22 protein-coding genes are annotated in these 23,920 nt (G+C 33.4%); 12 read left to right on the top strand and 10 right to left on the bottom strand.

Features of this window, described 5'->3' with window-relative positions:
- Positions 1–58 precede the first annotated feature (58 nt).
- Both BM238_RS10830 and BM238_RS10825 read left to right on the top strand, forming a co-directional pair.
- Positions 59–1,597, top strand: coding sequence for a protein adenylyltransferase SelO (locus BM238_RS10830; protein WP_090080704.1), 1,539 nt, complete (start codon positions 59–61; stop codon positions 1,595–1,597).
- Between the two features lie 32 nt (positions 1,598–1,629).
- Positions 1,630–2,904: a DUF6080 domain-containing protein gene (locus BM238_RS10825; RefSeq protein WP_090080703.1), complete on the top strand. Its 1,275-nt coding sequence runs from the start codon at positions 1,630–1,632 to the stop codon at positions 2,902–2,904.
- A gap of 35 nt (positions 2,905–2,939) precedes the next feature.
- Here BM238_RS10825 and BM238_RS10820 read toward each other — a convergent pair whose 3' ends face one another.
- Positions 2,940–3,821 (bottom strand): cupin-like domain-containing protein, encoded by an 882-nt coding sequence (locus BM238_RS10820; RefSeq protein WP_090080701.1) that lies wholly within the window; start codon positions 3,819–3,821, stop codon positions 2,940–2,942.
- A 182-nt stretch (positions 3,822–4,003) separates the two neighbouring features.
- Between BM238_RS10820 and BM238_RS10815 the strand changes: the two genes are divergently transcribed.
- The 3 genes from BM238_RS10815 to BM238_RS14545 are packed head-to-tail and all read left to right on the top strand — an operon-like array spanning position 4,004 to position 7,542.
- Entirely contained in the window at positions 4,004–6,667 is a 2,664-nt protein-coding gene (locus tag BM238_RS10815) for a TonB-dependent receptor (protein WP_090080700.1), read from the top strand.
- Between the two features lies 1 nt (position 6,668).
- Positions 6,669–7,250: a GLPGLI family protein gene (locus tag BM238_RS10810; RefSeq protein WP_233741952.1), complete on the top strand. Its 582-nt coding sequence runs from the start codon at positions 6,669–6,671 to the stop codon at positions 7,248–7,250.
- A 10-nt stretch (positions 7,251–7,260) separates the two neighbouring features.
- Positions 7,261–7,542: a hypothetical protein gene (locus BM238_RS14545; RefSeq protein WP_233741951.1), complete on the top strand. Its 282-nt coding sequence runs from the start codon at positions 7,261–7,263 to the stop codon at positions 7,540–7,542.
- Positions 7,543–7,607: 65 nt separating this feature from the next.
- On the opposite strand, the gene BM238_RS10805 is transcribed toward BM238_RS14545, so the two are convergent.
- From BM238_RS10805 to BM238_RS10785, 5 genes are all read right to left on the bottom strand, one after another.
- Positions 7,608–8,102 (bottom strand): DinB family protein, encoded by a 495-nt coding sequence (locus tag BM238_RS10805; protein ID WP_090080698.1) that lies wholly within the window; start codon positions 8,100–8,102, stop codon positions 7,608–7,610.
- A gap of 122 nt (positions 8,103–8,224) precedes the next feature.
- Positions 8,225–9,622 (bottom strand): TolC family protein, encoded by a 1,398-nt coding sequence (locus BM238_RS10800; RefSeq protein WP_090080697.1) that lies wholly within the window; start codon positions 9,620–9,622, stop codon positions 8,225–8,227.
- Positions 9,606–10,910 carry an HlyD family secretion protein gene (locus BM238_RS10795; protein WP_090080695.1) on the bottom strand — a complete coding sequence of 435 codons (1,305 nt, stop codon included), beginning with the start codon at positions 10,908–10,910 and terminating at the stop codon, positions 9,606–9,608. Before BM238_RS10795 ends, BM238_RS10800 begins: the two co-directional genes overlap by 17 nt.
- 7 nt (positions 10,911–10,917) lie before the next feature.
- Positions 10,918–12,585 carry a peptidase domain-containing ABC transporter gene (locus BM238_RS10790; protein WP_090080694.1) on the bottom strand — a complete coding sequence of 556 codons (1,668 nt, stop codon included), beginning with the start codon at positions 12,583–12,585 and terminating at the stop codon, positions 10,918–10,920.
- 2 nt (positions 12,586–12,587) lie between these two features.
- Positions 12,588–13,268: a TetR/AcrR family transcriptional regulator gene (locus tag BM238_RS10785; RefSeq protein WP_177205462.1), complete on the bottom strand. Its 681-nt coding sequence runs from the start codon at positions 13,266–13,268 to the stop codon at positions 12,588–12,590.
- 164 nt (positions 13,269–13,432) lie between these two features.
- Between BM238_RS10785 and BM238_RS10780 the strand changes: the two genes are divergently transcribed.
- The 7 genes from BM238_RS10780 to BM238_RS10750 all read left to right on the top strand — a co-directional run bounded on the left by BM238_RS10780 (position 13,433) and on the right by BM238_RS10750 (position 20,654).
- On the top strand, positions 13,433–14,317 hold the full coding sequence (locus BM238_RS10780) for a GLPGLI family protein (protein WP_090080690.1): 885 nt from the start codon (positions 13,433–13,435) through the stop codon (positions 14,315–14,317).
- A gap of 133 nt (positions 14,318–14,450) precedes the next feature.
- A complete protein-coding gene (locus BM238_RS10775) occupies positions 14,451–14,705 on the top strand; it encodes a FeoA family protein (protein ID WP_090080689.1) in 255 nt (84 codons plus the stop codon).
- Between the two features lie 84 nt (positions 14,706–14,789).
- The gene (gene feoB / locus BM238_RS10770) at positions 14,790–16,820 is read left to right on the top strand and encodes a ferrous iron transport protein B (RefSeq protein ID WP_090080687.1); all 2,031 of its coding nucleotides are present in this window, start codon (positions 14,790–14,792) and stop codon (positions 16,818–16,820) included.
- A 28-nt stretch (positions 16,821–16,848) separates the two neighbouring features.
- Positions 16,849–16,998, top strand: a complete 150-nt coding sequence (locus BM238_RS14430; protein WP_177205461.1) for a hypothetical protein — start codon at positions 16,849–16,851, stop codon at positions 16,996–16,998.
- Positions 16,999–17,047: 49 nt separating this feature from the next.
- On the top strand, positions 17,048–17,629 hold the full coding sequence (locus BM238_RS10760; RefSeq protein ID WP_090081564.1) for a Uma2 family endonuclease: 582 nt from the start codon (positions 17,048–17,050) through the stop codon (positions 17,627–17,629).
- Between the two features lie 101 nt (positions 17,630–17,730).
- Complete coding sequence (gene glmM, locus BM238_RS10755; protein WP_090080684.1) at positions 17,731–19,113, top strand: phosphoglucosamine mutase; 1,383 nt, start codon at positions 17,731–17,733, stop codon at positions 19,111–19,113.
- Between the two features lie 170 nt (positions 19,114–19,283).
- The gene (locus BM238_RS10750; RefSeq protein ID WP_090080682.1) at positions 19,284–20,654 is read left to right on the top strand and encodes a tetratricopeptide repeat protein; all 1,371 of its coding nucleotides are present in this window, start codon (positions 19,284–19,286) and stop codon (positions 20,652–20,654) included.
- On the opposite strand, the gene BM238_RS10745 is transcribed toward BM238_RS10750, so the two are convergent.
- The 4 genes from BM238_RS10745 to rplU all read right to left on the bottom strand — a co-directional run bounded on the left by BM238_RS10745 (position 20,655) and on the right by rplU (position 23,853).
- Positions 20,655–21,044, bottom strand: a complete 390-nt coding sequence (locus BM238_RS10745) for a DoxX family protein (RefSeq protein ID WP_090080681.1) — start codon at positions 21,042–21,044, stop codon at positions 20,655–20,657.
- A gap of 18 nt (positions 21,045–21,062) precedes the next feature.
- Positions 21,063–22,859, bottom strand: a complete 1,797-nt coding sequence (gene lepA / locus BM238_RS10740) for a translation elongation factor 4 (protein ID WP_090080679.1) — start codon at positions 22,857–22,859, stop codon at positions 21,063–21,065.
- A 281-nt stretch (positions 22,860–23,140) separates the two neighbouring features.
- The gene (rpmA, locus tag BM238_RS10735) at positions 23,141–23,398 is read right to left on the bottom strand and encodes a 50S ribosomal protein L27 (protein ID WP_090080677.1); all 258 of its coding nucleotides are present in this window, start codon (positions 23,396–23,398) and stop codon (positions 23,141–23,143) included.
- A gap of 26 nt (positions 23,399–23,424) precedes the next feature.
- The gene (gene rplU / locus BM238_RS10730; RefSeq protein WP_090080675.1) at positions 23,425–23,853 is read right to left on the bottom strand and encodes a 50S ribosomal protein L21; all 429 of its coding nucleotides are present in this window, start codon (positions 23,851–23,853) and stop codon (positions 23,425–23,427) included.
- Positions 23,854–23,920: the final 67 nt, after the last annotated feature.

Below are 23,920 nucleotides of genomic sequence, written 5' to 3'. Positions count from 1 at the left end.
TTCAGCAATGGAAGGCTTTTTGTTTTAATTTATTTAAAAAATTCTCTAAATTTCAATTATGAATTTATCTAAAATATCATCGCCATTTTTATCTAAATTTCCTGGCGACATTTCCGGAAATCCACAGCAAAGACAAACTCCCGGCATAATATACTGTACCATAAAACCCGAAGAATTTAAAAATCCAACTTTAATCGCCTTTAATGAAAAACTTTCAGCAGAAATTGGGCTGGGAGAAAATCCAGAAAAAACCGTCGATTTTTTTGCCGGAAAAAATTTACCTGAAAACATAAATACTTATGCCACCGCTTATGCCGGACATCAGTTTGGAAACTGGGCAGGACAATTGGGCGACGGTCGCGCCATCTACATCGGTGAAATTGAAAATAATTTAAACCAAAAAACTGAATTGCAATACAAAGGCGCAGGCGCAACACCGTACTCAAGAACGGCAGATGGACGTGCAGTTTTACGCTCGTCGGTGCGGGAATATCTAATGAGTGAAGCGATGCATTTTTTAGGAATAAAAACCACACGCGCCCTAAGTTTAGTGAAAACCGGTGAAGATGTTTTACGAGATGAACAATACAACGGAAATGCGCGGTATGAAGACGGCGCCGTTATTATCAGAACCGCCGAATCTTTTCTGCGTTTTGGTCATTTTGAATTATTGTCAGCCCAAAAAGAAACGGAAACATTAAAAAATTTAGCAGATTTTACCATCGAAAATTATTTCCCGGATATAGATTTAAATAATGAAAACAAATATGCAAAATGGTTTCAGCAAATTTCTGAAAAAACTGCAGACCTCATCGTCGACTGGTTTCGCGTAGGATTTGTTCATGGCGTGATGAATACGGATAATATGTCAATTTTAGGTTTAACAATAGATTACGGGCCATTTTCTTTTGTAGATGAATATGATTTAAATTTTACACCAAATACTACAGATTTACCAGGAAGACGTTACTCTTTCGGAAATCAGGGAAAAGTTGCGCAATGGAATCTTTGGCAACTCGCAAATGCGCTCTTTCCGCTCATCAATGACCAAAAAATAATGGAAGAAATTCTCAATGATTTTGGACTTTATTTCTGGAAAAAGCACGACGAAATACTTGCAAAAAAGTTTGGTTTTGATGAACTTTTGGATCAGGATCTGGAATTTTTTAGCCAATGGCAAAGCATGATTCAGGATCTTAAAATTGATTACACCTTGTTTTTTACTAAACTGGAAACGGTTTCAAAAGATTCAGATTATTTTTATTTTAAAGATTCTTTTTACGAAGATTTAAAGGAGGAATCCAAAACTTCATTCAATAATTTTCTAAATACTTACCGCGAACGATTAAATTTAAATAAAATTTCACGTGAAGAATCGAAAATTTTAATGTCTAAAAACAATCCAAAATTTATTCTGCGAAATTACCTTTTGTTTGAATGTATCGAAGAATTAAAAAATGACAAAACTGAACTTTTCGAAAAACTACAACTAGCTTTAAAACAACCTTACGACGAACTTTATCCCGAATTTTCCGTTAAAAGACCGGCAAAATATGAAGGCGTTGTTGGCAGTTCTAGTCTATCCTGCAGTTCGTAAAAAAGTGTATTTTTGCGCAAAACTTTTTAATCTTGAATTTTAAACAAAAATCAACAGATCTTTTAAAAACAACTTTCCCAAGCCAAAGGAATGAATTGTTTTTATTTATATTTTTTTTCACAGTTTATGGCGTTCTTGGTAGTTTTTTGGCGCTAAATTACCGGATCATTTTCGACAACAGAATTCCGTGGGATGCTTATTTTAGTTTTGACAACCGCGCCATTGTAATGACAGGCGGCGGTTTTGAAAGACATCCGCTTTCCAACTATTTTTTTGACTTTATAAGAAATTTTGCATTACTGATTTCCGGCGGAAAAATGGATTTCACTTTTCGCCTGGTTTTAGCATTTTTGAGCAATTTTGCAATAAGTTTAAGTCTGGTGCAGATCTTTAAATATTTAAAAAATATCATCAGACTTCCGTTAAAAATTTCACTTTTAATTGTGGTTTTTTTCTCACTTTTTGCCACAAATATTCTTCTTTCCTTTACGCCGGAAACTTACACTTACACTCTATTTTTTCTGGTTTTATTTAATTATTATTCAGCTTTAAAATTAAGAAAAGACGAAAAAATTTCAGGATCGGCAATGGTTCTTTCGACCATTTTTATTGGGGGCTTGACTATAACTAATGCGGTTAAAGTTTTTATTCCTGTCTTATTTGAAAAAAAATTATTCTGGAACTGGAAGAAAGTGCTAAATGTTATTTTAAGATCTGCAATCTCAATTATCATCTTCATCCTGCTTTATCTTAACCGTGTTAATTTTGATTACACCAGAATATTTGCAAAAACCGGCGAACAGTACGAGAAATTTTCAAAGCCGAAGATCACGCCGCTTTGGGACATGATTACATCCTGGTTTTTTGGCGGAAATATGTTGTTTTCAAATTTTGCGATCCGTGATTACCACAGTAAGGTTGGTTTTAAATATAAGGCTTTATTCATGGATGTTTACAGCAGTTGGATCCCGTATATTTTTGTAGCGGTAGTTTTTGGCCTGATCTTTTGGAGTTACGCTAAAAATTTTAAAAATAAACTTGTTCAGGTTTTAACGATATCTTTATTAATAGATGTTATCATTCATTGTTTTTTAAAATTTGGTTTGCACACGGCTTATATTTACGGCGGACACTTTGTTTTCGTCTATCCACTTTTGATAGGTTGGTTATTTTTTGCCTATAAAAATTCACCTAAAATTCAAACTTTTTTATACTGTTCGCTTGGAATTTTGATTATTTATTTAGGTTTAAATAATATTATCAGAATGGAAGAATTTTTTGATTTTTTAAATAAATATTACCAATAAAAAAACGCTTTCATAAATGTGAAAGCGCTTTAAATTTATTTAGGTAAACCTTTAGCCAAAGCCTTATTGGCAATTTTAACAGCTTGTTTTTCTTTCCAGCTCATATATTTGGTCTTGTAATTTTTCTTCATGATGTCATCAAACTTTCTTCGAACCGTCAAATTCCAAAGTGAGTGTGCTTTTACGCCCCAGGATTTGTCCCAGGCTCTTAAAGAAATTGAAAAACTGCCATCCAAATATTTCATGTAATGCCAGAAACCTGTTGGCATAAATAAAGTGTCGCCGTGTTCCAGAAAACATTCTACGCCTTCTACACCATCTAAAGCCGGAAAATTTTTAAAATCAGGATTTGAAATATCATAATCTTCCAATGCATAAGTGGCGAACGGAATTTTATAAAGGCGGTCTTTCCATTTATAATCAAATAAAAGCACGTGTTTTCTCCCATTAAAATGCGTGTGGAAAATATGCGCCATATCAATATCAAAATGCAAAAATGTCTCTGAACCTTGTCCGCCAAAAAACATATTTGGATATTTATCTAAAAAACCACCCATTAATTCTTTCGGTGAAATATAATCATCGAGTAATTTTGGCGCGTGTTTTATCGGATCAAAAAGAAAAATCCGTAAATCCGTTGGTGTAGATTTAATTAAATCAATATAATCTGAAAATTTCATTTTAGCAGAAGATGCATTTATCGGCGCAGCAGGATCTGCTTTTGCGCTGTCATAAAGTGGCACTTCAACATCGCCAACGGCTTCTTTCATGTATTCCATCGTCCACTTGTGGTAAGCGGGCCATTTTTTTGCCATATTTTTTATGACAACAGGTTTACGCGGTTTTAGATATTTTTCAAAAAAATCTTCTTTTGAAATATCGTCTACAATGTCTATTGGTTTTAAATGAAGCGGCATAATTTTGAGTTAATCAGCAAATTTAGAGAAAAAATTAATAGAATTTTTTTTAATCTTCGTTTAACCAATCTATAGCTTAATCATCTTATTGTCTATAATTGTTGCAGACGCTTTTAAATAATTGTTTAAAAATTTGTAACAAGACCGTCGCTTTGCTTACTAATTTCACAGAAATAACAACCATGAAAAACCTTTTACTCTTTTTATTCCTGTCTTTTTCAGGAATTCTATTCGCTCAAAACACGATTTCCGGGAAGATCACAGATTCAGACGGACAGCCAATTCCAAGTGCTTCCGTCACTGTAGAAGAGGCCGGAAAAGATGCGATCATCGCCTACTCAATTACTAATTCTAAAGGTGAATATAAAGTGACTTTCACCACAGCAGTTCCGAATTTAGATTTAAAAATAAAAGCTTTTAACCAAAAACCTTTTTTAAAATCAGTTTCAAACTCTACCCAAACGTCTAATTTTAGCTTAGAATCTCAGGCTACAGAAATTAAAGAGGTCAAAATAAAAACAAGAATGATCACCAAAAAAGGCGATACTATTTCTTATGATCTTAAAGCTTTTGAAAATAAAAGTGACCGTTCTTTAGCCGATGTTTTAAAGAAAATCCCGGGAATCGAAGTAAATCCTGACGGCTCTGTTTTATACCAGGGTGAGCCGATCAATAAATTTTATGTCAACGGAAAAGATTTAATGGAAGGCGCTTACGGAAGCATCAATAATGCTTTGCCAAAAGATGCCGTGCAAAAAGTAGAAGTTTTAGAAAATCACCAGCCCGTAAAAATTCTTCAGGACAAAGTGCCTTCTCAAAATGCCGCATTAAATGTGGTTTTAAAAAAATCCGTTACGATGACAGGTCGCGGCGAAGTTGGGGCGGGTTTTGCAGATCCGTTTGCTTATAATGTAAAATTGACGCCTATGTTTTTTGGGCAAAAAGTACAATATGTTGTCAATTATAAAACCAATAATAATGGAGAATCTGTAGAAAATGATGGCAACTTATTATCCTTCGGAAACCGTTTTGAAGGCAGACGAGGAAATGTTTCCCAAAACAACTGGATCGGCGTGGAAAAAGCCGACACCCCAAATTTACCGGAAAAAAGATATTTATTTAATAATGTGCATTATTTAGCGGCCAACTTTTTAACCAACATCGATAAGGACAAACAGTGGGAGCTTAAAGGGAATGCAAGCTATACAAACAACGCTATCAGCAGAGATTATCTGGAGCAAACCACCAATTTGCAAACGAATACGGCTTTTGCAACCACGATTTCAAATAAATTATACACAGATAAACTGAAAGGTGAATTAATTTTCACTAAAAATGCTAAAAAAGGGTTCTTTAAAAACACCACTACTTTTTCTCAATTCTGGAACGGCGACCGCGCTGAAGTTAGCAGAAACAGTCAGAGAGTTGGTTTGCAGGCGGCATCTGAAAGTGTAAACTCGCCAACCTCATCTTTTCAAAACTCTTTAAGTACGATCATTCCATGGAAAGAGAAAATGGTCAATTTGATGTCTTACATTAATTACCAGGATGATGCGCAAAGCTTAGAATTTACGCCCGCCAGTTATGCCAATGTTTTCCCGACCAATGCAGATAAACTTCAGCAGGATTTTAAACTAAAAACTTTTGAAGCAAACCATTCCGTTAATTTAGGATTTAGCGCAAAAAACTGGACTTTTACGCCGGAAGTTGGTTTCGATTACAATTATAATCTTTTAAATACCCAACTTCTTGGTTATAATAACAAAGGATTATTTGGTTTTCCGTCAACTTATACAAATGATCTTAAATTTACAACAGCCAAACCATACGCACAGTTAGGCGTGAATTATAAAAGTGATTCTTGGCAACTTTATTCAAATTTTCCGGTAAATTTTAACAGTATAAAAGCGGATGATCCACGTACAAATGTGTCAAAAGATCTTAATAAAGTAACTTTTGAACCAAACGCATTTGCACAGTATTCTTTTGCCTCTTTCTGGAAAGCCAGCTTTTTTGGGAATTTAAATTATAATTTTGGTTCTATCCAAGATACTTATGCCGGCTATTTACTTACAAATCCTAATTTTATAAATGCTGTGGCTGCCAATACGCCGATATCTGAAAGTATATCTAAAAGCGCAGGACCAAGAATTGAATACAGAAATCCACTTAATAATTTGTTTTTCAATATCCGTTATAATTACAGTACAAATAAAAGTAATGTGATTGCTACGCCTTTAGTTGACGCTATAGGTCGTATAATTACTAATTATATCGAGCAGGATAATTCTTCTACCTCAAACAATGAGAGCGTTGAAGTTGGTAAATATTTCCCAAAGTTTAAAACCAACGCTTCTATAAATGCTTCCAACAATAAATCACTTTCGGATCAGTTTCAAAATAATCTTTTTTATAAAAGCGAAAGAAATTCTCAGAACGTAGGTTTTAAATTTAACAATGCCTATTTTTCCTGGGTAAGTGTAGATTTTAACTTTACAAAATCCTGGACGGATCAAAATACTATATTAGGTGGAAATATTAAAAGCACCGGTTATAATCATAATTTGACAACCGCTTTTTACCCCTTAGAAAATAATATTATTACCTTCAACTGGGATCAAATCAACTCCGGCCAGGGAAATATCAATTACAAAAATCCTTTTTATGATATTGCTTATCAGTACACCTGGGCAAAAAAGAAAATCGATTTTGAAGTAAAATGGCTAAATATCGCCAACCGAAAAGTTTTTGAAAGATTTGACAACAATCCAACATTACCTTCTTTTACAAGAATTCAATTAAGACCAACTCAGGTAATGTTTACCGTTAAATTTAACTTTAAATAAGATGAGAAAACTGATTTTTATCTTTCTACTAATATCTTTTGCGGCACATTCTCAGAATACGAGGGTTATTTATGAGTATAAATTTAGATCAGATTCTACCAAAATTGACAGTCTAAAAAAAGAATGGATGTATCTTGATATTGACAAAGATGGGTCAAAATATTACAGCAAAAAGAAATTTGACAGTGACTCTATTCAACTTGAAATCATTAAAAAACAACTTTCTCTGGGCGGCGGACATATTTCAATTTCACAGGGACATTCGTCTGGCGATGTTTTGTATTCTGTAGAAAAAAAATATCCGGATTATCAGACGTACTTATTCACTTCAGTTGATAATGATAATTACAAAGTTTCAGAAGACAGAAAATTTCAATGGACGATATTAAAAGATGTTGATAAAGTTGAAGGTTATAATGTGCAAAAAGCAACTACAAATTTTGCGGGAAGACATTGGACGGCATTTTTTACATCTGAAATTCCGATTCAGGATGGTCCCTATAAATTTTTTGGACTTCCGGGTTTAATTTTAAAAATTGAAGACGACACAAAAAGTCATTCAATGATTATGGAAAGGAATTAAGAAATTCCAAATGACAGAAAATACCGCTGTTAAAAGCGATAAATTACCAGATTTTTACAAAAGAAAAGCCCTGGATGTAAGCAGAAAGCAATACTTGGTTCAACTTGAAAAGTACAAAAAAGATCCCTTTCAAGGATTGCGCGAAATGCTTAAAATGCCAAATTCTCAGATAAAAGTAAACATTAACGGACAGGAATTTTCGGACCCAAAAGATGTTTTAAGAGAAATGGATAAAGCGGCCAAACAGGAAATGGCAGAAGATAATAACCATATCGAACTGAACATAAAATAAAAATTTCCGCTCTTATAAAGCGGAAATTTTATTTTAAATATTGATAATTACCAATTATATTTTTGCTAAAAACCTGTGTCCGCGCTCGGTCCGTAGCTTCCCGGCAACGGAATATCGTTCATTCGGTAATAAACGCCAAGTTGCGCGCGGTGATGCGTAATTTGATTTAAAGCGTGACGGATCGCTTCATATTTATTAAAATCCATTAAAACAACATCGCCGTTATTCATTGTCCAGCGCTTATCAAGGTCTTCTTCAGTCGCATTTTCTAATGCATTTTTACCTTTTATAAAATCGCTTTCCATTTTTTCGACAAGCTCTTTTTTTGTATCTAAAAATGTGGGTTTATAATCGCCGGCGGCAAAATCCAGTTTGTCAGTTTTAAAGATCATTTCCGGCCAGGAAAAAATTTCTACAATATGCGTGGCGAGCGGCATGATCTGCATACTTTTATCGTGCGGTTTAAAATTATTTTTATCCGACGGAAAGTTGGCAATGAAACTTCTTGTGGTTTCGTATTCGTTGTTTAATTCTTTTTTTAAATTTTCTAATGTTTCCATATTATGTCAGTTTTTGGTTAAAATATCTTGATTTATTTTATTTTTTTCAGGAAATATTTTCGAAGTTATGTAATAAATTTTTAAAAAATACTATTAAAATCAGATTTAAATAAAACCAGTTTTTACTCTAAATTTTCACTTAGCCATTTTAGTTTAATATAACTTTTGATCACTTTTGATTTCAGATTGATCAATTTTTCCTGAGATTCAATCGCTTTATTTTCCCGGGAATTTATTAAAAATATGGAACTTTCGCCGTTTTCAAATTTTGTTTCTTCTGCTTTTAAAAGTAGCTGAAAATTTTTAAGATTTCTTTCTGCTAAAAATATTTGCGAATTATAATTTTCTACTTCCTGCTCATAAGTTTGGGTTTTTACAAGCAATTCGTTTTCTTTTAATTTAATATCCTGCTCATTTTGAAGCAGTTTAATTTTAGCCATTTGGTAATCTGCTCTTGCACCTCTTAAAAATATTGGGATTTCCAGTTTTAATCCATATTGAAAATTATCCTCAAAAAAGGGTAAATATTGTGGATTTTCGTTTTGCTTGTTGTAAAACTGATAAGTGAAATCAATTTTGGGAAGAAAACTTTGCCATTTCAATTTTCTTTCGCTTTCCAGAATGTTATTTTTAAAAGCATAATATTTTAAAAACTGAGAATTGACCAGATTATCTTTACTTAATTTTTGTGCTAAAAAAAGGTAATCATCCGTGAATTCAAGATTCATCTTTTCGGAGGGAAAAATGGGCACTTTGATTTGATAAAATTCCAGATTATCCTGCCAGAGGAAAACCTGAAGATCTTGCGTGCTTTTTATAAAATTAAGCGATGCATCTTTCTCCTGAATCTGAAAATTTTGAAGTTGAGATTCTGCCTCCACAGTATCGATTGCGGCAATTTCACCGTAAGAAAAAGTTTTTTTAATTAAAGCAAACCGCTTTTTATTAAGTGTAACATTTTTCTTTTGAATTTTTAAAACTTCGTAGTTTTTTACCCATTCCCAATAACTGTTTTCTGCTTCCAAAAGAAGTTCATTGCTTAAAATAATTTGCTCGGCACGCGTCATTTTTTCCGCTGCTTTCGCCTGTTCAAGCGCTGCCCGTCTTTTATCATATAAAAGATTTTTTGCTAATGGTACCGTTAAACCATAATTATAGAGACCGCCTTTGGTCTCGCTAGGATTTAATTTATCACCGGTGAGATAATTATACGCGCCATTTATTTCGACGCCATACCAGGTGGGAATTCCCAATTCTATATTTTTTTGATCGTAATAAAGGGCATTATCAATATTTTTCTGGGCTGTTTTTGCACTTAAAACAGGATCAAAATTGCCTCTCGCTTTAGTAATTTCAGCCTGCGCGATTTTGTTCTGCAGCTGATATTTTTTAAGAAGCGGATGATAATTTTTAACAATATTTAAAAACTCATTTTTTGACATCAGCAAAGAATCCTGCGCCTGAAAAAGAGAGGAAACCAGTAATAAAAATGCGAATACTATTTTATTTTTTCTTCTCACCTTCTTTACTTTTTATTTGATAATAATCTGGTGGGAAACCATTTACATTTCTCCAGATCTCATACCAGATAGGGACGTCATTTAAAATTGCAATTCCCTGCGCGCCTGTTCCCATTTTTATTTTTTGCGGCCACTTTTTATCATTTTTATCCTGAATTATAATTGCTTTGAACATTCCGTTTTCGCTGATATTATTTTCCACTACAAGCACTTTGCCCTGAAAAGTACCATAAGTATTTTCAGGATAAGCAGAAAAAACGATCGCTGGAAAACCGTCGAAAATACAGGTAACAGACTGTCCTTCTTTTATCAAAGGCAAATCAACAGGCTTCACGTAAAATTCTACGGCATAATCCACAGTTGTGGGAACTATCATGCCGATACTTTCTCCATCTTTAAGAATTTCTCCGATTCCCGCTTTATTAAGTTGCGTAATTTGTCCGTCTTGAGATGCAATGATAAAATATAAGCCTTTTCGGGTTTTATAATTCGTAATCTGGTTTTCGAGTTTAGCAATATCCCCAGAATTTCCTTCTATTTGACCCAACGCCTGAAAACGATCGCCTTCTATTTTACTGATCTTTTCGCTGTATTCCTGTACCGCCGCATTTTGATCAATTTGTGTATTGTTGATTTCCTGTCTGGTTTGTGCAATTTTATTTTCGGTAGCCGTTTCTTTAGCCAAAGTATTTTGAAAAGAAGCGCTTCTCTGCTGAAACTGCGTGAGAGAAACCAATCCATCATCAAACATTTTTTTTTGTCTGTTAAATTGATCTTCGCTTAATCTTAATTCATTTTTTACTGCGACAAATTCTGCTTCTTCGGCAGTCAATTTATTGTTTAGCTGCGAAATTTTATTTTTTAACTGGCTGATTTTTAAACTCAAAGAATTATCGAGCGCTTGAAGCTGCGAATTGGTAGTCTGAACTTTTGCAGAATAATAATTACCAACGCCTTTTTTAGCAGACATTTGCTGCTCGGTTCTATCTACCAAAAGTGGATCAAAATATTCATCTTTAACTTCGGAAATCTGCAGAATTGTATCGCCTTTTTTCACAACATCGCCATTTTTTACAAACCATTTCACAATTTTTCCGGGAATTGGTGAGTTTAATTGTTGCGGACGTTGTCCCTGATAAAGCGATGTGACGTTGCCGCTAATTCTTATATTCTGTGTCCATGGTAAAAATAAACCAATGATAATTACTGCAATAGAAATCCAAAACCATTTTTTTACATTGGTTTTTTTATGGATCAAATAAATTTTATCTTCTGATTGATATTTCATTTTGATACTATTTTAAAGATTGAACCGTGCCTTTGGCTAAAAATAAATGGTGGTCAGCTTTTGCAATAAAACGCTCTTCTTTGGTGGCCAAAATAATATTTTTATGCAAAGATTTGTTTTGAAGATAATCCCAGATTTTATCTTTTATAGTTTCGTCAAAACCCTCAAATGGATCTTCTAAAAGAAGTAATCTAGTATTTCCAAGAACTGCTCTTAGCAGCAGAATCATTTTTCTGAAGCTAAACGAAAGCTGGCTGTCCGTTTCACTGATTTCTGTAAAATAACCGTTCGAAAAATATTCCGTGAAATTATCCAAACCTAATTCTATTGCTGCTTTCGTGATATCTTCTGGTGTAATTTCAGGATTTCCTATCTGTATATTTTGAAAAATATTACCTTTAATTATACCGACGTCTTCCAGAAAAATACCAATTTGGTTTCTAAATATATTTTTATTGATATTATTGAAAGGTGTTTTATCATAAAAAATTTTACCTGCAGTTGGTTCATAAAATCCTGCAAAAATATTCATCAAAATACTTTTACCGGTTCCTAAATTACCTGAGATAGCGGTGATACTATTCTGTAAAATTTTAAAATTAACATCTTCCAAAATTGGCATTGAGTCATTTATAGAAACACTTACATTTTTAAATTCAATCTCGAAACCTTGATCTGTATCTTTTAGAGTCATTTCGCCGGTGCTTTCCTCCTGAAGATCCAGCACTTTCGAAAGTTTTACCATCGCTGTGATCATATCGTAATAACTTTCTAAGTTTTTGATCAGAATTTCCACAGCCGACATTATCATAATTACTACAATCTCTGTAGCGATAAAAGCACCAATGTTTAACTGTTGATTTATCAATAAATAAGTCGCTATCGCAAGCATCGTAAGGATAATCACAACTTTAAAAAAAACAATTGTTTTATATTGAAAGTAGAGCACTTTAAAATGCGACGTTCTGTCTTCTAAATATTTTCCTACCAAATGATCTGTTTCGTGAAGATGCATCTTAGTTGTAGAATCATTTTTAAAGGTTTTTACAGAACTGGCGATATCCTCCAGCCACGATGCAACTTCATATTTTCTGTCACTTTCATCTAAACTTGACGCAATGCCCTGTTCCATTGTAATTCTAAAAATAAAAAATACACCAAGCAAAACAATTAAACCAAAAATTAAAAAATAGGGATTGTATAAGGACAGCAGAATAATTCCAAAAATTATTTGAATGATGGCTGTAGGAATTTCAAGTAAGATTTTAGAAATACCTTTTTGAAGATTTTGTGTGTCAAAGAACCGATTTACCAATTCCGGTAAAAAATATTTATTGATTTTTGTTAGATTAAGTTTGGGAAGTTTTTCGGCAAAAGCAATCGAATATTCCACAAAGATTTTTTGCTGAATTTTCTCAATGATCTGCATTACTTTTAGCCTAAAAAAACCAACAAGCCAAGTTCCTGCGACAACCAGCGCTATAAGTAAATAGATGGAAGTAACCATCGTTGCACCCATTGCGTAACTCACAATTGCCTGAATACCAAGTGGTAAACTCAACTGTACTAAACCGCTAAAAATAGCGTAGAAATATATATTTGCTACATCTTTTCTTTCTTTAGTAATATATTTGAAAAGTTTTAAACCTTGTTCTTTATAATTTTTATCTGCCATTTTCAGTTATTTTTTAAGACGTCAAAAAGTAGATGATTCAAATATTTTAAAACGTATAGTTTATGGTCTTTTTTCTCAAAATTATCCGTTAGTTTATTTAAATGTTCACTGAAAAACTGCTGATCATGAGACGTTTCCAAAATTGTACTTGCCAAAGAATTTGGGAATTCATAATCCGGTCGAAATTCTTTTATGATCTGAGAAATATAGAGACAGTAATTTTTTAATGGATGATAAGCCATTTCACTATTAATTTCATCAACTTCTTTTACCAGATAAACTTTGCTGCTTTCGCTGATCACAATTGAGTTTAATTTATCCAGATCAATATTAAGTAAACTGTCATCGGAAGAAAAATTATGGGTAATTACTTCCAGAATCAGCTCTAATTTTTCCTTTGCATTATTTTTATTTAAAACGCTCATCTTTGTTTGAAATTCTAAATATTGCCAGTACCAACTCATTATGTATAACAATAGTTTCTGCTTACTTGCAAAATATCTGTAAACAGTTGCCTCAGTTGTTTTAATTTCCTGAGATAATTTTTTAAAATTAAACTGTTCAAATCCTATATCGAATATAAGATTAATGGCCTCAGAAATAATGGCTTTACCAATTGTACTTTCCTCAGGATCTTTAAGATATAAAGAATGATTTACTTTAAACTTTAACTGGAATTCCACTTTTAAATTTTTTCCAAAAATAGTATTAATTTTGTCAGTAATCCAATTGAAACTTTCTATAATAGTTTTATAATATTATATAATAGCATTACTACTAAAAAATTTTTCTGGTTAATTGTAACAAATTTTTAAAACTACTACTAATTAGAGCAAATAATAACATTATGAAAAAATACTTATCAATAGCATTATTAGCAGCGACAATCGTTCTGAATGCGCAGGTTACAGCAAATCGCTTTTTCTATGAATTAACTTTTAAGCCTAAACAGGATTCTACGAAAGTGGAAAAAGTGATGACAATTTTGGATATTACGAAAGACAAATCCCTTTACCGCGATTATACCTTGGTAGCGCAGGATTCAATCATGAAAATTGCAGTAGAAGAAATGCAGAAATCTGGCGCGTTTAAGGATCTTTCAAAAACGATCACGATGCCAAAATTTGGATATAAAGTTGAAAAAGAATATCCAGCAATGAAAGAAACATACAGCGATAGAATTTCCAGCGGTTTTACGCCTATGCAAATTGCTTACACAGAAGAACCGAAATTCAACTGGAAAATCAGCAATGATAAAGAAAAAATCGGTGATTATAATACGCAAAAAGCCACTACAGAATATGGCGGAAGACAATGGACAGCGTGGTTTAGTACAGATCTTCCGTTTCAGGATGGTCCATATAAATTCGCAGGTCTTCCTGGATTGATCGTTAAAGTAGAAGATTCTGCTAAAAATTATTCCTGGTTATTACGAGGAAATAAAAAAGTAGAAAATTTTCAGGAATTATCTTACGCTGAAACAATCACACCTGGCGGCGCCGGAAAACTAACAGTGATCCCACGTGATAAATTTGAAAAAACTTTAGCAGAATACAAAAAAGATCCGTTTGCGACGATGAGACCGATGCTTACAAAAGAAATGATGGACAGAAAAATGCCGGGAATGGACGGAACAATTGGCGATATGCTAAAAAAACAGGAAAAAATGACGCGCGATTTTTATGACGCAAATAATAATCCTATAGAAATGTACTCGCCTTCAAAAAAATAGATTAGAGAATTAATTTTTTTTAAAAACCGGAAGTAAATTGCTTTCGGTTTTTTTTATGATAAAACACCAACTTTAGCAAAATGCTTATTTAGATTAAATTTAAATAACTATATTTGCACTACAAATTAAAGCATTGAAAGCAGATCTGTCAAATAAATTGTGTTGTTTTCCGAAAAATAAGATCGGAAAAATAGAAGGTTATGACAATGATAACCTAAAAATGCCGACGAAAATTATTGAGATGGGTCTTCTACCGGAAACTGTTTTTAAAATTCTTTACCAGGCGCCGTTTAAAGGTCCTCTTTACATTGAATTTGGAGAAGAAAAAAGCAGGATAGCTTTGCGTGAAGAGGAAGCACAGTATATTTTTGTTAAATCAATTATTTAATTTATTAAATAAAATCACTTAAGATTTCTGATCAAATTTAGATTTAGTTCAACATCTAATGTCTAAAATCTAATTTCTAATTAAATGCCCAACAACAAACAGGAAATAATTTTAGTAGGAAACCCAAACGTCGGGAAATCCACTATTTTTAACTGGCTTTGTAATAAAAAACAAAAAACCGGAAATTACGCCGGTGTAACTGTTGCAAGTCATTCCGGAAGTTATAGTTATAAAAATCAGGAAACTGAAGTTGTGGATCTACCAGGATCTTATTCTGTCTATCCGGGTTCTGAAGACGAGGCAATTTTTACTAAATTTTTAATTGAAGAACAGCAAAATTACGCCGGTGTCGTCTACGTTTTAGAAGCTTTAAGCATAAAACGCGGACTTTTATTATTTCAGCAAATTCAGGATTTGGGAATTCCTATTCTTTTAGTCGTAAATCAAATTGATCAGGCCGAAAGACGCGGTATTAATTTAGATTTAGACCTGCTATCCAAACTTTTGAACGTCACAATTATTAAAACCAATGCGAAAGCTAATGTTGGTATTGAAGATTTAAGAGAAGCGGTTTTTAAAAAACAATTTTCAGTGTCATCCGAAGCTTCTTTTGAAATTCCAATGGAGCAAAAAGGTTTGGTTTTTAATATTTTACAAACCACTCACGAAAGCAATCAATATAAAGTTTGGACACTTTTAGCATCTGATACTTATCTCGGGAAAATCGAAACGGTAAATGACCGGTTGATGCAAAATGATGTTAAATGCCTCGTTCCAAAAAGGTTACAAGCACAAGAGACAGTTCGGCGCTATCAAAAAATCGACAAAACAGTTTCTCAGGTTTTAACTAAAAAACCTCAGTTTAAAGAACTTTTAACGGAGAAATTAGACAAATTGCTGGTTCATCCAGTTTTTGGCTATTTAATTTTTGCCATCGTGTTATTGGTTATTTTTCAAAGTGTTTTCTTTTTGGCAGAATATCCTATGAAATGGATTGAAGAATTCTTTATTGTTTTATCTGATTTTACTTCTACAAACTTACCGTCAGGACCAATAAATTCTCTGATTTCCAATGGAATAATTCCGGGAATTGGCGGAATAATGGTTTTTGCACCTCAAATCGGTATTTTATTATATTTCCTTTATTTACTGGAAGATTCCGGTTACATGGCAAGGGTGATTTTCCTGATGGATCGTTTTTTAAAACCTTTTGGGTTGCACGGAAAAAGTATTGTTCCATTAGTTTCCGGAACGGCGTGCGCAATTCCAGCAATTATGTCCACCAGAAACATCGAAAACGTGAAGGAAAGATTGATCACAATTTTGGTAACTCCTTTCATGACGTGTTCTGCGAGATTGCCGGTTTACAGTATTATCATTGCTCTGGTTATTTCAGATAAAACATTTTTGGGTATTCAATACAAGGCGTTGATGCTGATGTTGATGTATTTTCTGGGATTTTTCATGGCACTTTTGGGTTCATTAATTTTAAAAAAAATTATTAAAGATACTTCCAGAAGTTTTCTTGTAATGGATCTGCCCGCTTATAAAATGCCTCTTTGGCGCTATAATTTTAAATTAACTTTAGGTAAAGTTTGGGAATTTATCACCGGTGCAGGAAAAATAATTTTTATTGTAAGTATCATCATCTGGGTTTTTAGTTATTTCGGACCATCAACTCAAACTAAAGATTATGTATCAACAGATGTGAAATTAGAAAATTCTTATCTGGCTAAAATGGGAAAATCCATAGAACCTGTGATTGCGCCACTTGGTTACGACTGGAAAATGGGCGTTGGAATTTTAACAAGTTTCGTGGCTCGCGAAGTTTTTGTCGGTACAATGTCGACTTTATATTCCTTAGACGATGATTCTGCAGATACAAGAATTGTTGATAAAATGCGAAATGACACGAAACCAAACGGTGATAAAGTCTTCAATTTTGCCACCGGACTTTCTATCTTAATTTTTTATGCTTTTGCGATGCAGTGCGTTTCTACAATTGCCGTCGTGTATAAAGAGACAAAATCCTGGCGCTGGACTTTGGTTCAACTTTTGGGAATGTCTGGGCTCGCCTATTTCGCGTCACTGATTGTTTATCAGGTTTTTAAGTAAAATTTTAATTTTTATTAAATTTAAAATTATGAACGCTTTAGTATTTCAATATATCATTATTGCTATCGTTTTCCTTGTAGCAGGATTTTATTTATTCAAAATTATTGCTAAAAATTTTTCCGCTAAAAAATTTAAAAAAGGGAAACCAGGTTGTGATCAGGATTGTGGATGTTCTTGAATTTAAATAATTATAATTGATTTTAATTAACTTTGATAAAAATAATGCAATGATAATTACAAGTTTGGATCAACTCGATGAAAATAAAACCTACACTTACGCCGATTATTTTCTTTGGAGATTAAAGGAACGAGTGGAATTATTTAAAGGTAAAATTTTCAAAATGAGTCCTGCACCAGCAAGAATTCATCAGGAAATTTTGCAAAATCTTAATATAAAATTTTACAATTATTTTCAAAATCAACCTTGTAAAGTTTATTTCGCGCCATTCGATGTACGTCTTCCAAATAAAAATGGAGATATTTTTACGGTAGTACAGCCAGATTTATGTGTCATTTGTGATTTAACTAAACTCGATGATAAAGGTTGCCTTGGTGCGCCGGATTTAATAGTAGAGATTTTATCACCAGGAAATACTAAAAAAGAAATGAAGCATAAATACAGTATCTACGAAGAATCTGGTGTTACAGAATACTGGTTAGTGCATCCCACAGATAAATATATTCAGGTTTTTGTTTTAAAAGATGGTATTTATATCGGATTACGACCAATGATTGAAGGTGATATCATAACTTCTACAACTTTCCCGGAATTAAATTTTTCAACAACCGATATTTTCACGGATCTTTAATTTATATCGACGAAGATATTTTCATTTCTTAACTTTTTTTAAGAAAAGTTCCAGTCCTAATTTCCCTATTTTTGCAAAAGCAAACATTTAATAAAAATTCTATGTCCTTAATAAAAAGTATATCCGGAATTCGCGGAACAATCGGTGGAAAAGTTGACGAAAACTTAACGCCATTAGATGTGGTGAAATTTTCAGCCGCGTTCGGAACCTGGCTCCAAAATAATAAAAATAAAAAAAACCTCACAATTGTTGTCGGTCGTGACGCCAGAATTTCTGGTAAAATGGTGAATTCTTTGGTTTGTGCTACGCTTCAAGGTTTAGGAATAAATGTCATCGATTTGGGACTTTCCACAACACCAACTGTTGAAATCATGATTCCTGAATTAAACGCTGACGGAGGCATAATTTTAACAGCATCGCACAATCCAAAAGAGTGGAATGCTTTAAAATTACTGAATGAAAAAGGCGAATTCATCAATTCTGAAAATGGCGCAGATGTTTTAAAATTAGCCGAAGATGAAAGTTTTGATTTCGCGCAAGTTGATGATTTGGGAACTTATGAAGAAAGAAATGATGCTTTCGATATTCACATTCAGCAAATCTTGGATTTGCCCATGGTTGATGCACAAGCCATTAAAGCAAAAAATTATAAAATAGTTTTAGACGCTGTAAATTCTACGGGTGGAATTGCAATTCCGATGCTTTTAGAAAAATTAGGTTGCGAAACCATTAAACTTTATTGCGAACCAAACGGACAATTTCCACACAATCCGGAGCCTTTGAAAGAACATTTGGGAGATATCTGCGAACTGTTAAAAAGCGAAAAAGCAGATGTTGGAATTGTTGTTGATCCAGATGTTGATCGTCTGGCTTTGGTTGATGAGAACGGTGATTTGTTCGGCGAAGAATACACTTTGGTTGCTGTTGCAGATTATTTATTAAAAAATAAAAAAGGCGTTGCTGTTTCAAATTTAAGTTCAAGCCGTGCTTTACGCGATGTTGCAAAAAAACACGATTCCGAATATTTTGCAAGTGCGGTTGGCGAAGTGAATGTCGTTAATTTAATGAAAGAAAAAAACGCAGTAATTGGCGGTGAAGGAAACGGCGGCATAATTTATCCAGAATTGCATTACGGAAGAGATTCTTTAGTTGGCGTGGCTTTATTTTTGACTCATTTATCGAAGGAAAATAAAACAGTTTCAGAATTAAGAGCAACTTATCCAGCTTATTTTATGGGTAAGAAAAAAATACAGTTAACGCCGGAAATTGATGTTGATTCACTTTTAACTAAAATGGAAAAAGAGTATCAAAATGAAGAGGTATCCACTGTTGATGGTGTGAAAATTGATTTTGAAAATAATTGGGTTCATTTAAGAAAATCAAATACGGAACCGATCATCAGAATTTATACAGAAGCTTTTTCACAAGAAGAAGCGGACGATTTGGGTGATAAAATGATTGAAAAAATCAAGAGCTTTATATAGAATTGATCAATTCTGTGCATTGGCAAGCGCAGGACTGGGATTATAAAATTGACAAAGTTTATTTTGATTTAAAAAGATAAATCTTTAATTTAGTATTGTATAATAAAAATAGTTTTTTACAAAGTTTTTAAAGTAAATTTTAAACATTGTGAAAAACCGAAAAAAATATATTGGAAGAATTTTTTGAAAATGAGCTTGTAAAAAAGTTCGAAGACATGGTAGAAAATAATGAAGAACTCTACTTCGATACCGAAGAATATGAGGAAATCATTATTTATTATCTGGAAATGGGTGATATTATTTATGCAGAAACGGCAACTAATTTTGCCTTAAAACTGCATCCAAATTCACTTGAAATTAAGATAAAACAGCTTGAGGTTTTTCTTGATCTTGAAGAATATACAAAAGCAAAAACCTTACTTTTAGAATTAAAAGAATCCGGACAGGAGAATACTGATTTCTTAATATGTTGCGCGAAATATTACAGCAACTTAGGCAATCCAAAAAAATCGATTGATTATTGCGAAAAAGCATTGGCTTTAAAAGAAGAAGAAAATTTTCTACACAACTTTATTGCGGATGAATATCACAATCTTGGCGATCCGTTCAGTGCTTTAAAACATTATAAAATTGCCTTAAAACTTGATTCTCAAGATGATTATTCTTTAGAAAATGCAATGGTTTGTTTTAATGAAATGAATCGTGGTGATGAAGCGATTGATTTTCTGAACACTTATTTAGATGAATTTCCTTTTGCAGAAACTGCCTGGTTTGAGTACGGCCAGTTTTATTTTAACAAAAAAAATTACGAAGAAGCCATTAAAGGTTTTGACTATCTTTTAGCTATAAATTCTCAATCTGTCGGGGTTTATGCCAACAAAGCTGCGTGCTATGAAGCGATGAAAGAATGGCATAAAGCGATTGAGGTTTACGAGGAAATGCTTGATCTGGAATACACCAAAGCTTTCACACTTTATAAAATCGGGTTGTGTTATAAAGAAGCCAAATTGCCAATACAAGCACTTAATTTTTTCCAGAAATCACTGCGTGAAGATCCGCAGTTTTATCTTTCGATGCTTGAACAATCCTATATTTACGAGGAAATGGGTTCGATGAAAGAGGCGCTGCATTTTGCTAAAGAAGCAAGTTTACTCAATGTTTTTAATCTCGAATATCAAAAAAGACTTGCCTTTTTATATATTGATGCTGGTGATTTTGAGGAAAGTCTTGTATGCATCAAAATTTTACTTGATCACGAACCGGACAGATTTTATAACTGGTATGCTTTCACGGAAGTTTTAATGCTTTTAGGTGAATATTCTCAAGCGTTAGAATCACTTGAAAAAGCAATTAAAGTTCATAACCGAGCAGAATTATTCTACCAGCAAAGCAATTGTTATTTTCATTTGAAAGAAGATAAAAAAGGACGGGAAAGTTTAAAAATTGCACTGAGTTTAGACGAAGATATCGCAGAAGATATGCAGCAAAAATATCCCTTCATAAAAGACCAGGTTAAAAAAGTGCGGGCGAAAAAGAAGTAATTATTTTTTCTTTAATAATTTCCAACCATCTGTAGAATAAAGAGTTAGAAAGATTAAAACCGGTTGGAAAAATAATCTTCCTAATCTTTTAGCATCTGTATCTAAACCAAATCCATCTAAATGCTGTTGATATTGGTGAATATTTCCCGGGAAAATCAGTACATAAAATATTGCTAAAATTAAACCGACATATTCTTTTTGTTTTGTTAAAAAAACCATCGCCAGACCGAACAATATTTCAACAATGCCAGAAGCAATTACTACGAAATCTTTCGAAAAAGGAACAAAATCAGGCACCTGTACTTGAAAAGTATCCCTAAGAAATGTTAAATGTCCGATTCCAGCAAAGATCATTGCTAAGCCCATGGCGATTCTTATAAAATTTTTCATAGTAATTTTTGTTAAAAATTAATCATTCAATTTCAAAACTGCCATAAATGCAGATTGTGGAACCTCAACACGACCGATTTGTTTCATTTTCTTTTTACCTTCTTTCTGCTTTTCCAGTAATTTTCTTTTTCTAGAAATATCGCCACCGTAACATTTTGCGGTAACGTCTTTTCTTAGAGCTTTTATGGTTTCACGGGCGATCACTTTTGCACCTAAAGCCGCCTGAACAGCAATGTCAAACTGCTGTCTTGGAATCAATTGGCGTAATTTCTCACACATTTTTTTACCAATATGATACGCATTACTATCATGGATCAATGATGAAAGTGCATCAACCATATCACCATTTATCAAAATATCCATTTTTACCAATTTTGAAGAACGCATACCAATTGGATGGTAATCAAAAGACGCGTAACCTTTGGAAATGGATTTTAAACGGTCATAAAAATCGAAAACAACTTCGGCCAATGGCATATTAAAAACCATTTCGACGCGATCTGCTGTTAAATAATTTTGGGTAACAATTTCGCCACGCTTTTCAATACATAAGGTCATTACGGAACCAACAAAATCTGATTTTGTAATAATTGAGGCCTTAATAAAAGGCTCTTCAACGCGATCTAAAGTATTTGGGTCCATCATTTCGGACGGATTATTGATCAAAATAGTTTTCTCCGGTTCTCTTTTGGAATAACCATGATACGAAACATTGGGAACGGTTGTAATAACGTCCATATTAAATTCACGATCTAATCTTTCCTGTACAATTTCCATGTGAAGCATTCCAAGAAATCCACAACGAAAACCGAAACCAAGTGCGGCTGAACTTTCCGGCTCGAAAACCAGAGACGCGTCATTTAATCTTAATTTTTCAAGAGAAAATCTTAATTCTTCAAAATCTTCTGATTCTATGGGATAAATTCCGGCAAAAACCATTGGTTTCACTTCCTCAAAACCATCGATTGCTTCTGTAGCACCCTTTTCAAAAGTGGTAATTGTATCGCCTACTTTTACTTCACGTGCATCTTTAATCCCGGAAATTATATAACCAACATCGCCGCAAAGAATTTCTTTTTTTGGCAATTGTTTTAGTTTTAAAGTTCCTACCTCATCGGCTTCATACATTTTTTCAGTCGCCATGAATTTAATTCTCTGACCTTTCTTAATACTGCCGTTTACTACTTTGAAATAAGCTTCAATTCCTCTGAAAGGATTATAAACTGAGTCAAAAATCAAGGCTTGCAAAGGTGCATCAGGATCTCCAACCGGTGCCGGAATTCTATTTACGATATGTTCTAAAAGATCTAAAACACCTTCACCGGTTTTTCCTGAAACGCGCAAAACATCTTCATAGTCGCAACCAATTAAATTCATGATTTCATCGGTAACTTCTTCTGGATTTGCGGAAGGAAGATCGATTTTATTTAAAACCGGAATGATTGTTAAATCGTTTTCTAAAGCTAAGTATAAATTGCTTATTGTCTGTGCCTGAATACTTTGCGCCGCGTCTACGATAAGAAGAGCACCTTCACACGCAGCAATAGAACGCGAAACCTCGTAAGAAAAATCAACGTGTCCGGGCGTATCAATTAAGTTTAAAATAAATTTTTCACCCTTGTACTCATAATCCATTTGGATGGCGTGGGATTTTATGGTGATACCCCGTTCTTTTTCAATATCCATATCATCAAGAGTCTGCGCCTGCAATTCTCTTTTTGTAACGGTGTTTGTATATTCTAAAAGTCGGTCTGCCAAAGTAGATTTACCGTGGTCTATATGTGCAATGATGCAGAAATTTCTGATGTTTTTCATGACAATTTTATCGTGGGCAAATTTACTACTTTTTTAGGTAATCTCTGTGATTAGGATTTTGATTAAATACTGTTCTAAAAGATCTCTAACTTTTTTTTAATAAACTGTTAATCACACAATTTCTCGCAGCCCGACTTGAGTGGAGCTCTTTTTGCGAGGAGGAACGACGAGCAAAAAAGCGGGAACGGAAGGCGGATAAAGCTGCCCAAATAATAAAAAAAATATTACACAAAAAAAATCCCGAAAGAATCGGGATTTTAATTTTATAAAACGATAATTTCTTATGCGTTTGGTGCGATAGATACGTAAGATCTGTCGTTTGCTTTTTTTCTGAAAACTACAGTTCCATCAACTAATGCATGTAAAGTGTGATCTTTACCCATTCCCACGTTTTCGCCTGGGTGATGAGTTGTACCTCTTTGTCTTACGATGATGTTACCAGCGATTGCAGCTTGTCCACCGAAAATCTTTACACCCAATCTTTTGGAATGTGATTCTCTACCATTTTTGGAACTACCAACTCCTTTCTTATGTGCCATTTTATTTTAAGGTTTTTGGGTTAATGTTATTCTGCAGCTTCGCTGTCAGCTTTTTTAGTTGCTTTTTTCACTGCTGGTTTTTCTTCCGCTGCAGTTTCTTTTTTAGCTTTCGGCGCTGCTTTTTTCTCTTCTTTTTTGTCATTATCAAAACCGGTGATACCAGTGATTTGAATTTGAGTAAGAGATTGTCTGTGGCCGTTTTTCTTTTCGTAACCTTTTCTTCTTTTCTTTTTGAAGATAATTACTTTATCAGCTTTTAGATGGTTGATGATTTCAGCATCTACGGTAATACCGCTTACAGCCGGGGCGCCGATAGTTGTTGCTCCGTTTACTGTAAGAAGAACTTTATCAAAAGATACTTTTGATCCTATGTCTCCTTTCAAACGGTTTACAAACAGCTTTTGGTCTTGTCCAACTTTATATTGGAGCCCTGCTATTTCTACAATTGCAAACATTGTTTATAATTTTTAATTAATTCAGGGTGCAAAGATATAAATTATTTTTAGAATAAGAACTCAGATA

It is taken from the genome of Halpernia frigidisoli (assembly GCF_900113805.1).
In the GTDB taxonomy this organism is placed as follows: Bacteria; Bacteroidota; Bacteroidia; order Flavobacteriales; family Weeksellaceae; genus Halpernia; species Halpernia frigidisoli.
The sequence above is the reverse complement of the archived record's forward strand: the minus strand, read 5'-3'. Positions and strand labels throughout refer to the sequence as shown.

Coding starts and splice junctions, on each gene's coding strand:
- BM238_RS10795 (WP_090080695.1), bottom strand. CDS start 10,910: ATGAAATATCAATCAGAAGATAAAATTTATTTGATCCATAAAAAAACC.
- BM238_RS14545 (WP_233741951.1), top strand. CDS start 7,261: ATGACAGAAAATACCGCTGTTAAAAGCGATAAATTACCAGATTTTTAC.
- feoB (WP_090080687.1), top strand. CDS start 14,790: ATGCCCAACAACAAACAGGAAATAATTTTAGTAGGAAACCCAAACGTC.
- BM238_RS10805 (WP_090080698.1), bottom strand. CDS start 8,102: ATGGAAACATTAGAAAATTTAAAAAAAGAATTAAACAACGAATACGAA.
- BM238_RS10815 (WP_090080700.1), top strand. CDS start 4,004: ATGAAAAACCTTTTACTCTTTTTATTCCTGTCTTTTTCAGGAATTCTA.
- rpmA (WP_090080677.1), bottom strand. CDS start 23,398: ATGGCACATAAGAAAGGAGTTGGTAGTTCCAAAAATGGTAGAGAATCA.
- BM238_RS10780 (WP_090080690.1), top strand. CDS start 13,433: ATGAAAAAATACTTATCAATAGCATTATTAGCAGCGACAATCGTTCTG.
- lepA (WP_090080679.1), bottom strand. CDS start 22,859: ATGAAAAACATCAGAAATTTCTGCATCATTGCACATATAGACCACGGT.
- BM238_RS10820 (WP_090080701.1), bottom strand. CDS start 3,821: ATGCCGCTTCATTTAAAACCAATAGACATTGTAGACGATATTTCAAAA.
- BM238_RS14430 (WP_177205461.1), top strand. CDS start 16,849: ATGAACGCTTTAGTATTTCAATATATCATTATTGCTATCGTTTTCCTT.
- BM238_RS10830 (WP_090080704.1), top strand. CDS start 59: ATGAATTTATCTAAAATATCATCGCCATTTTTATCTAAATTTCCTGGC.
- BM238_RS10790 (WP_090080694.1), bottom strand. CDS start 12,585: ATGGCAGATAAAAATTATAAAGAACAAGGTTTAAAACTTTTCAAATAT.
- BM238_RS10745 (WP_090080681.1), bottom strand. CDS start 21,044: ATGAAAAATTTTATAAGAATCGCCATGGGCTTAGCAATGATCTTTGCT.
- BM238_RS10810 (WP_233741952.1), top strand. CDS start 6,669: ATGAGAAAACTGATTTTTATCTTTCTACTAATATCTTTTGCGGCACAT.
- glmM (WP_090080684.1), top strand. CDS start 17,731: ATGTCCTTAATAAAAAGTATATCCGGAATTCGCGGAACAATCGGTGGA.
- rplU (WP_090080675.1), bottom strand. CDS start 23,853: ATGTTTGCAATTGTAGAAATAGCAGGGCTCCAATATAAAGTTGGACAA.
- BM238_RS10760 (WP_090081564.1), top strand. CDS start 17,048: ATGATAATTACAAGTTTGGATCAACTCGATGAAAATAAAACCTACACT.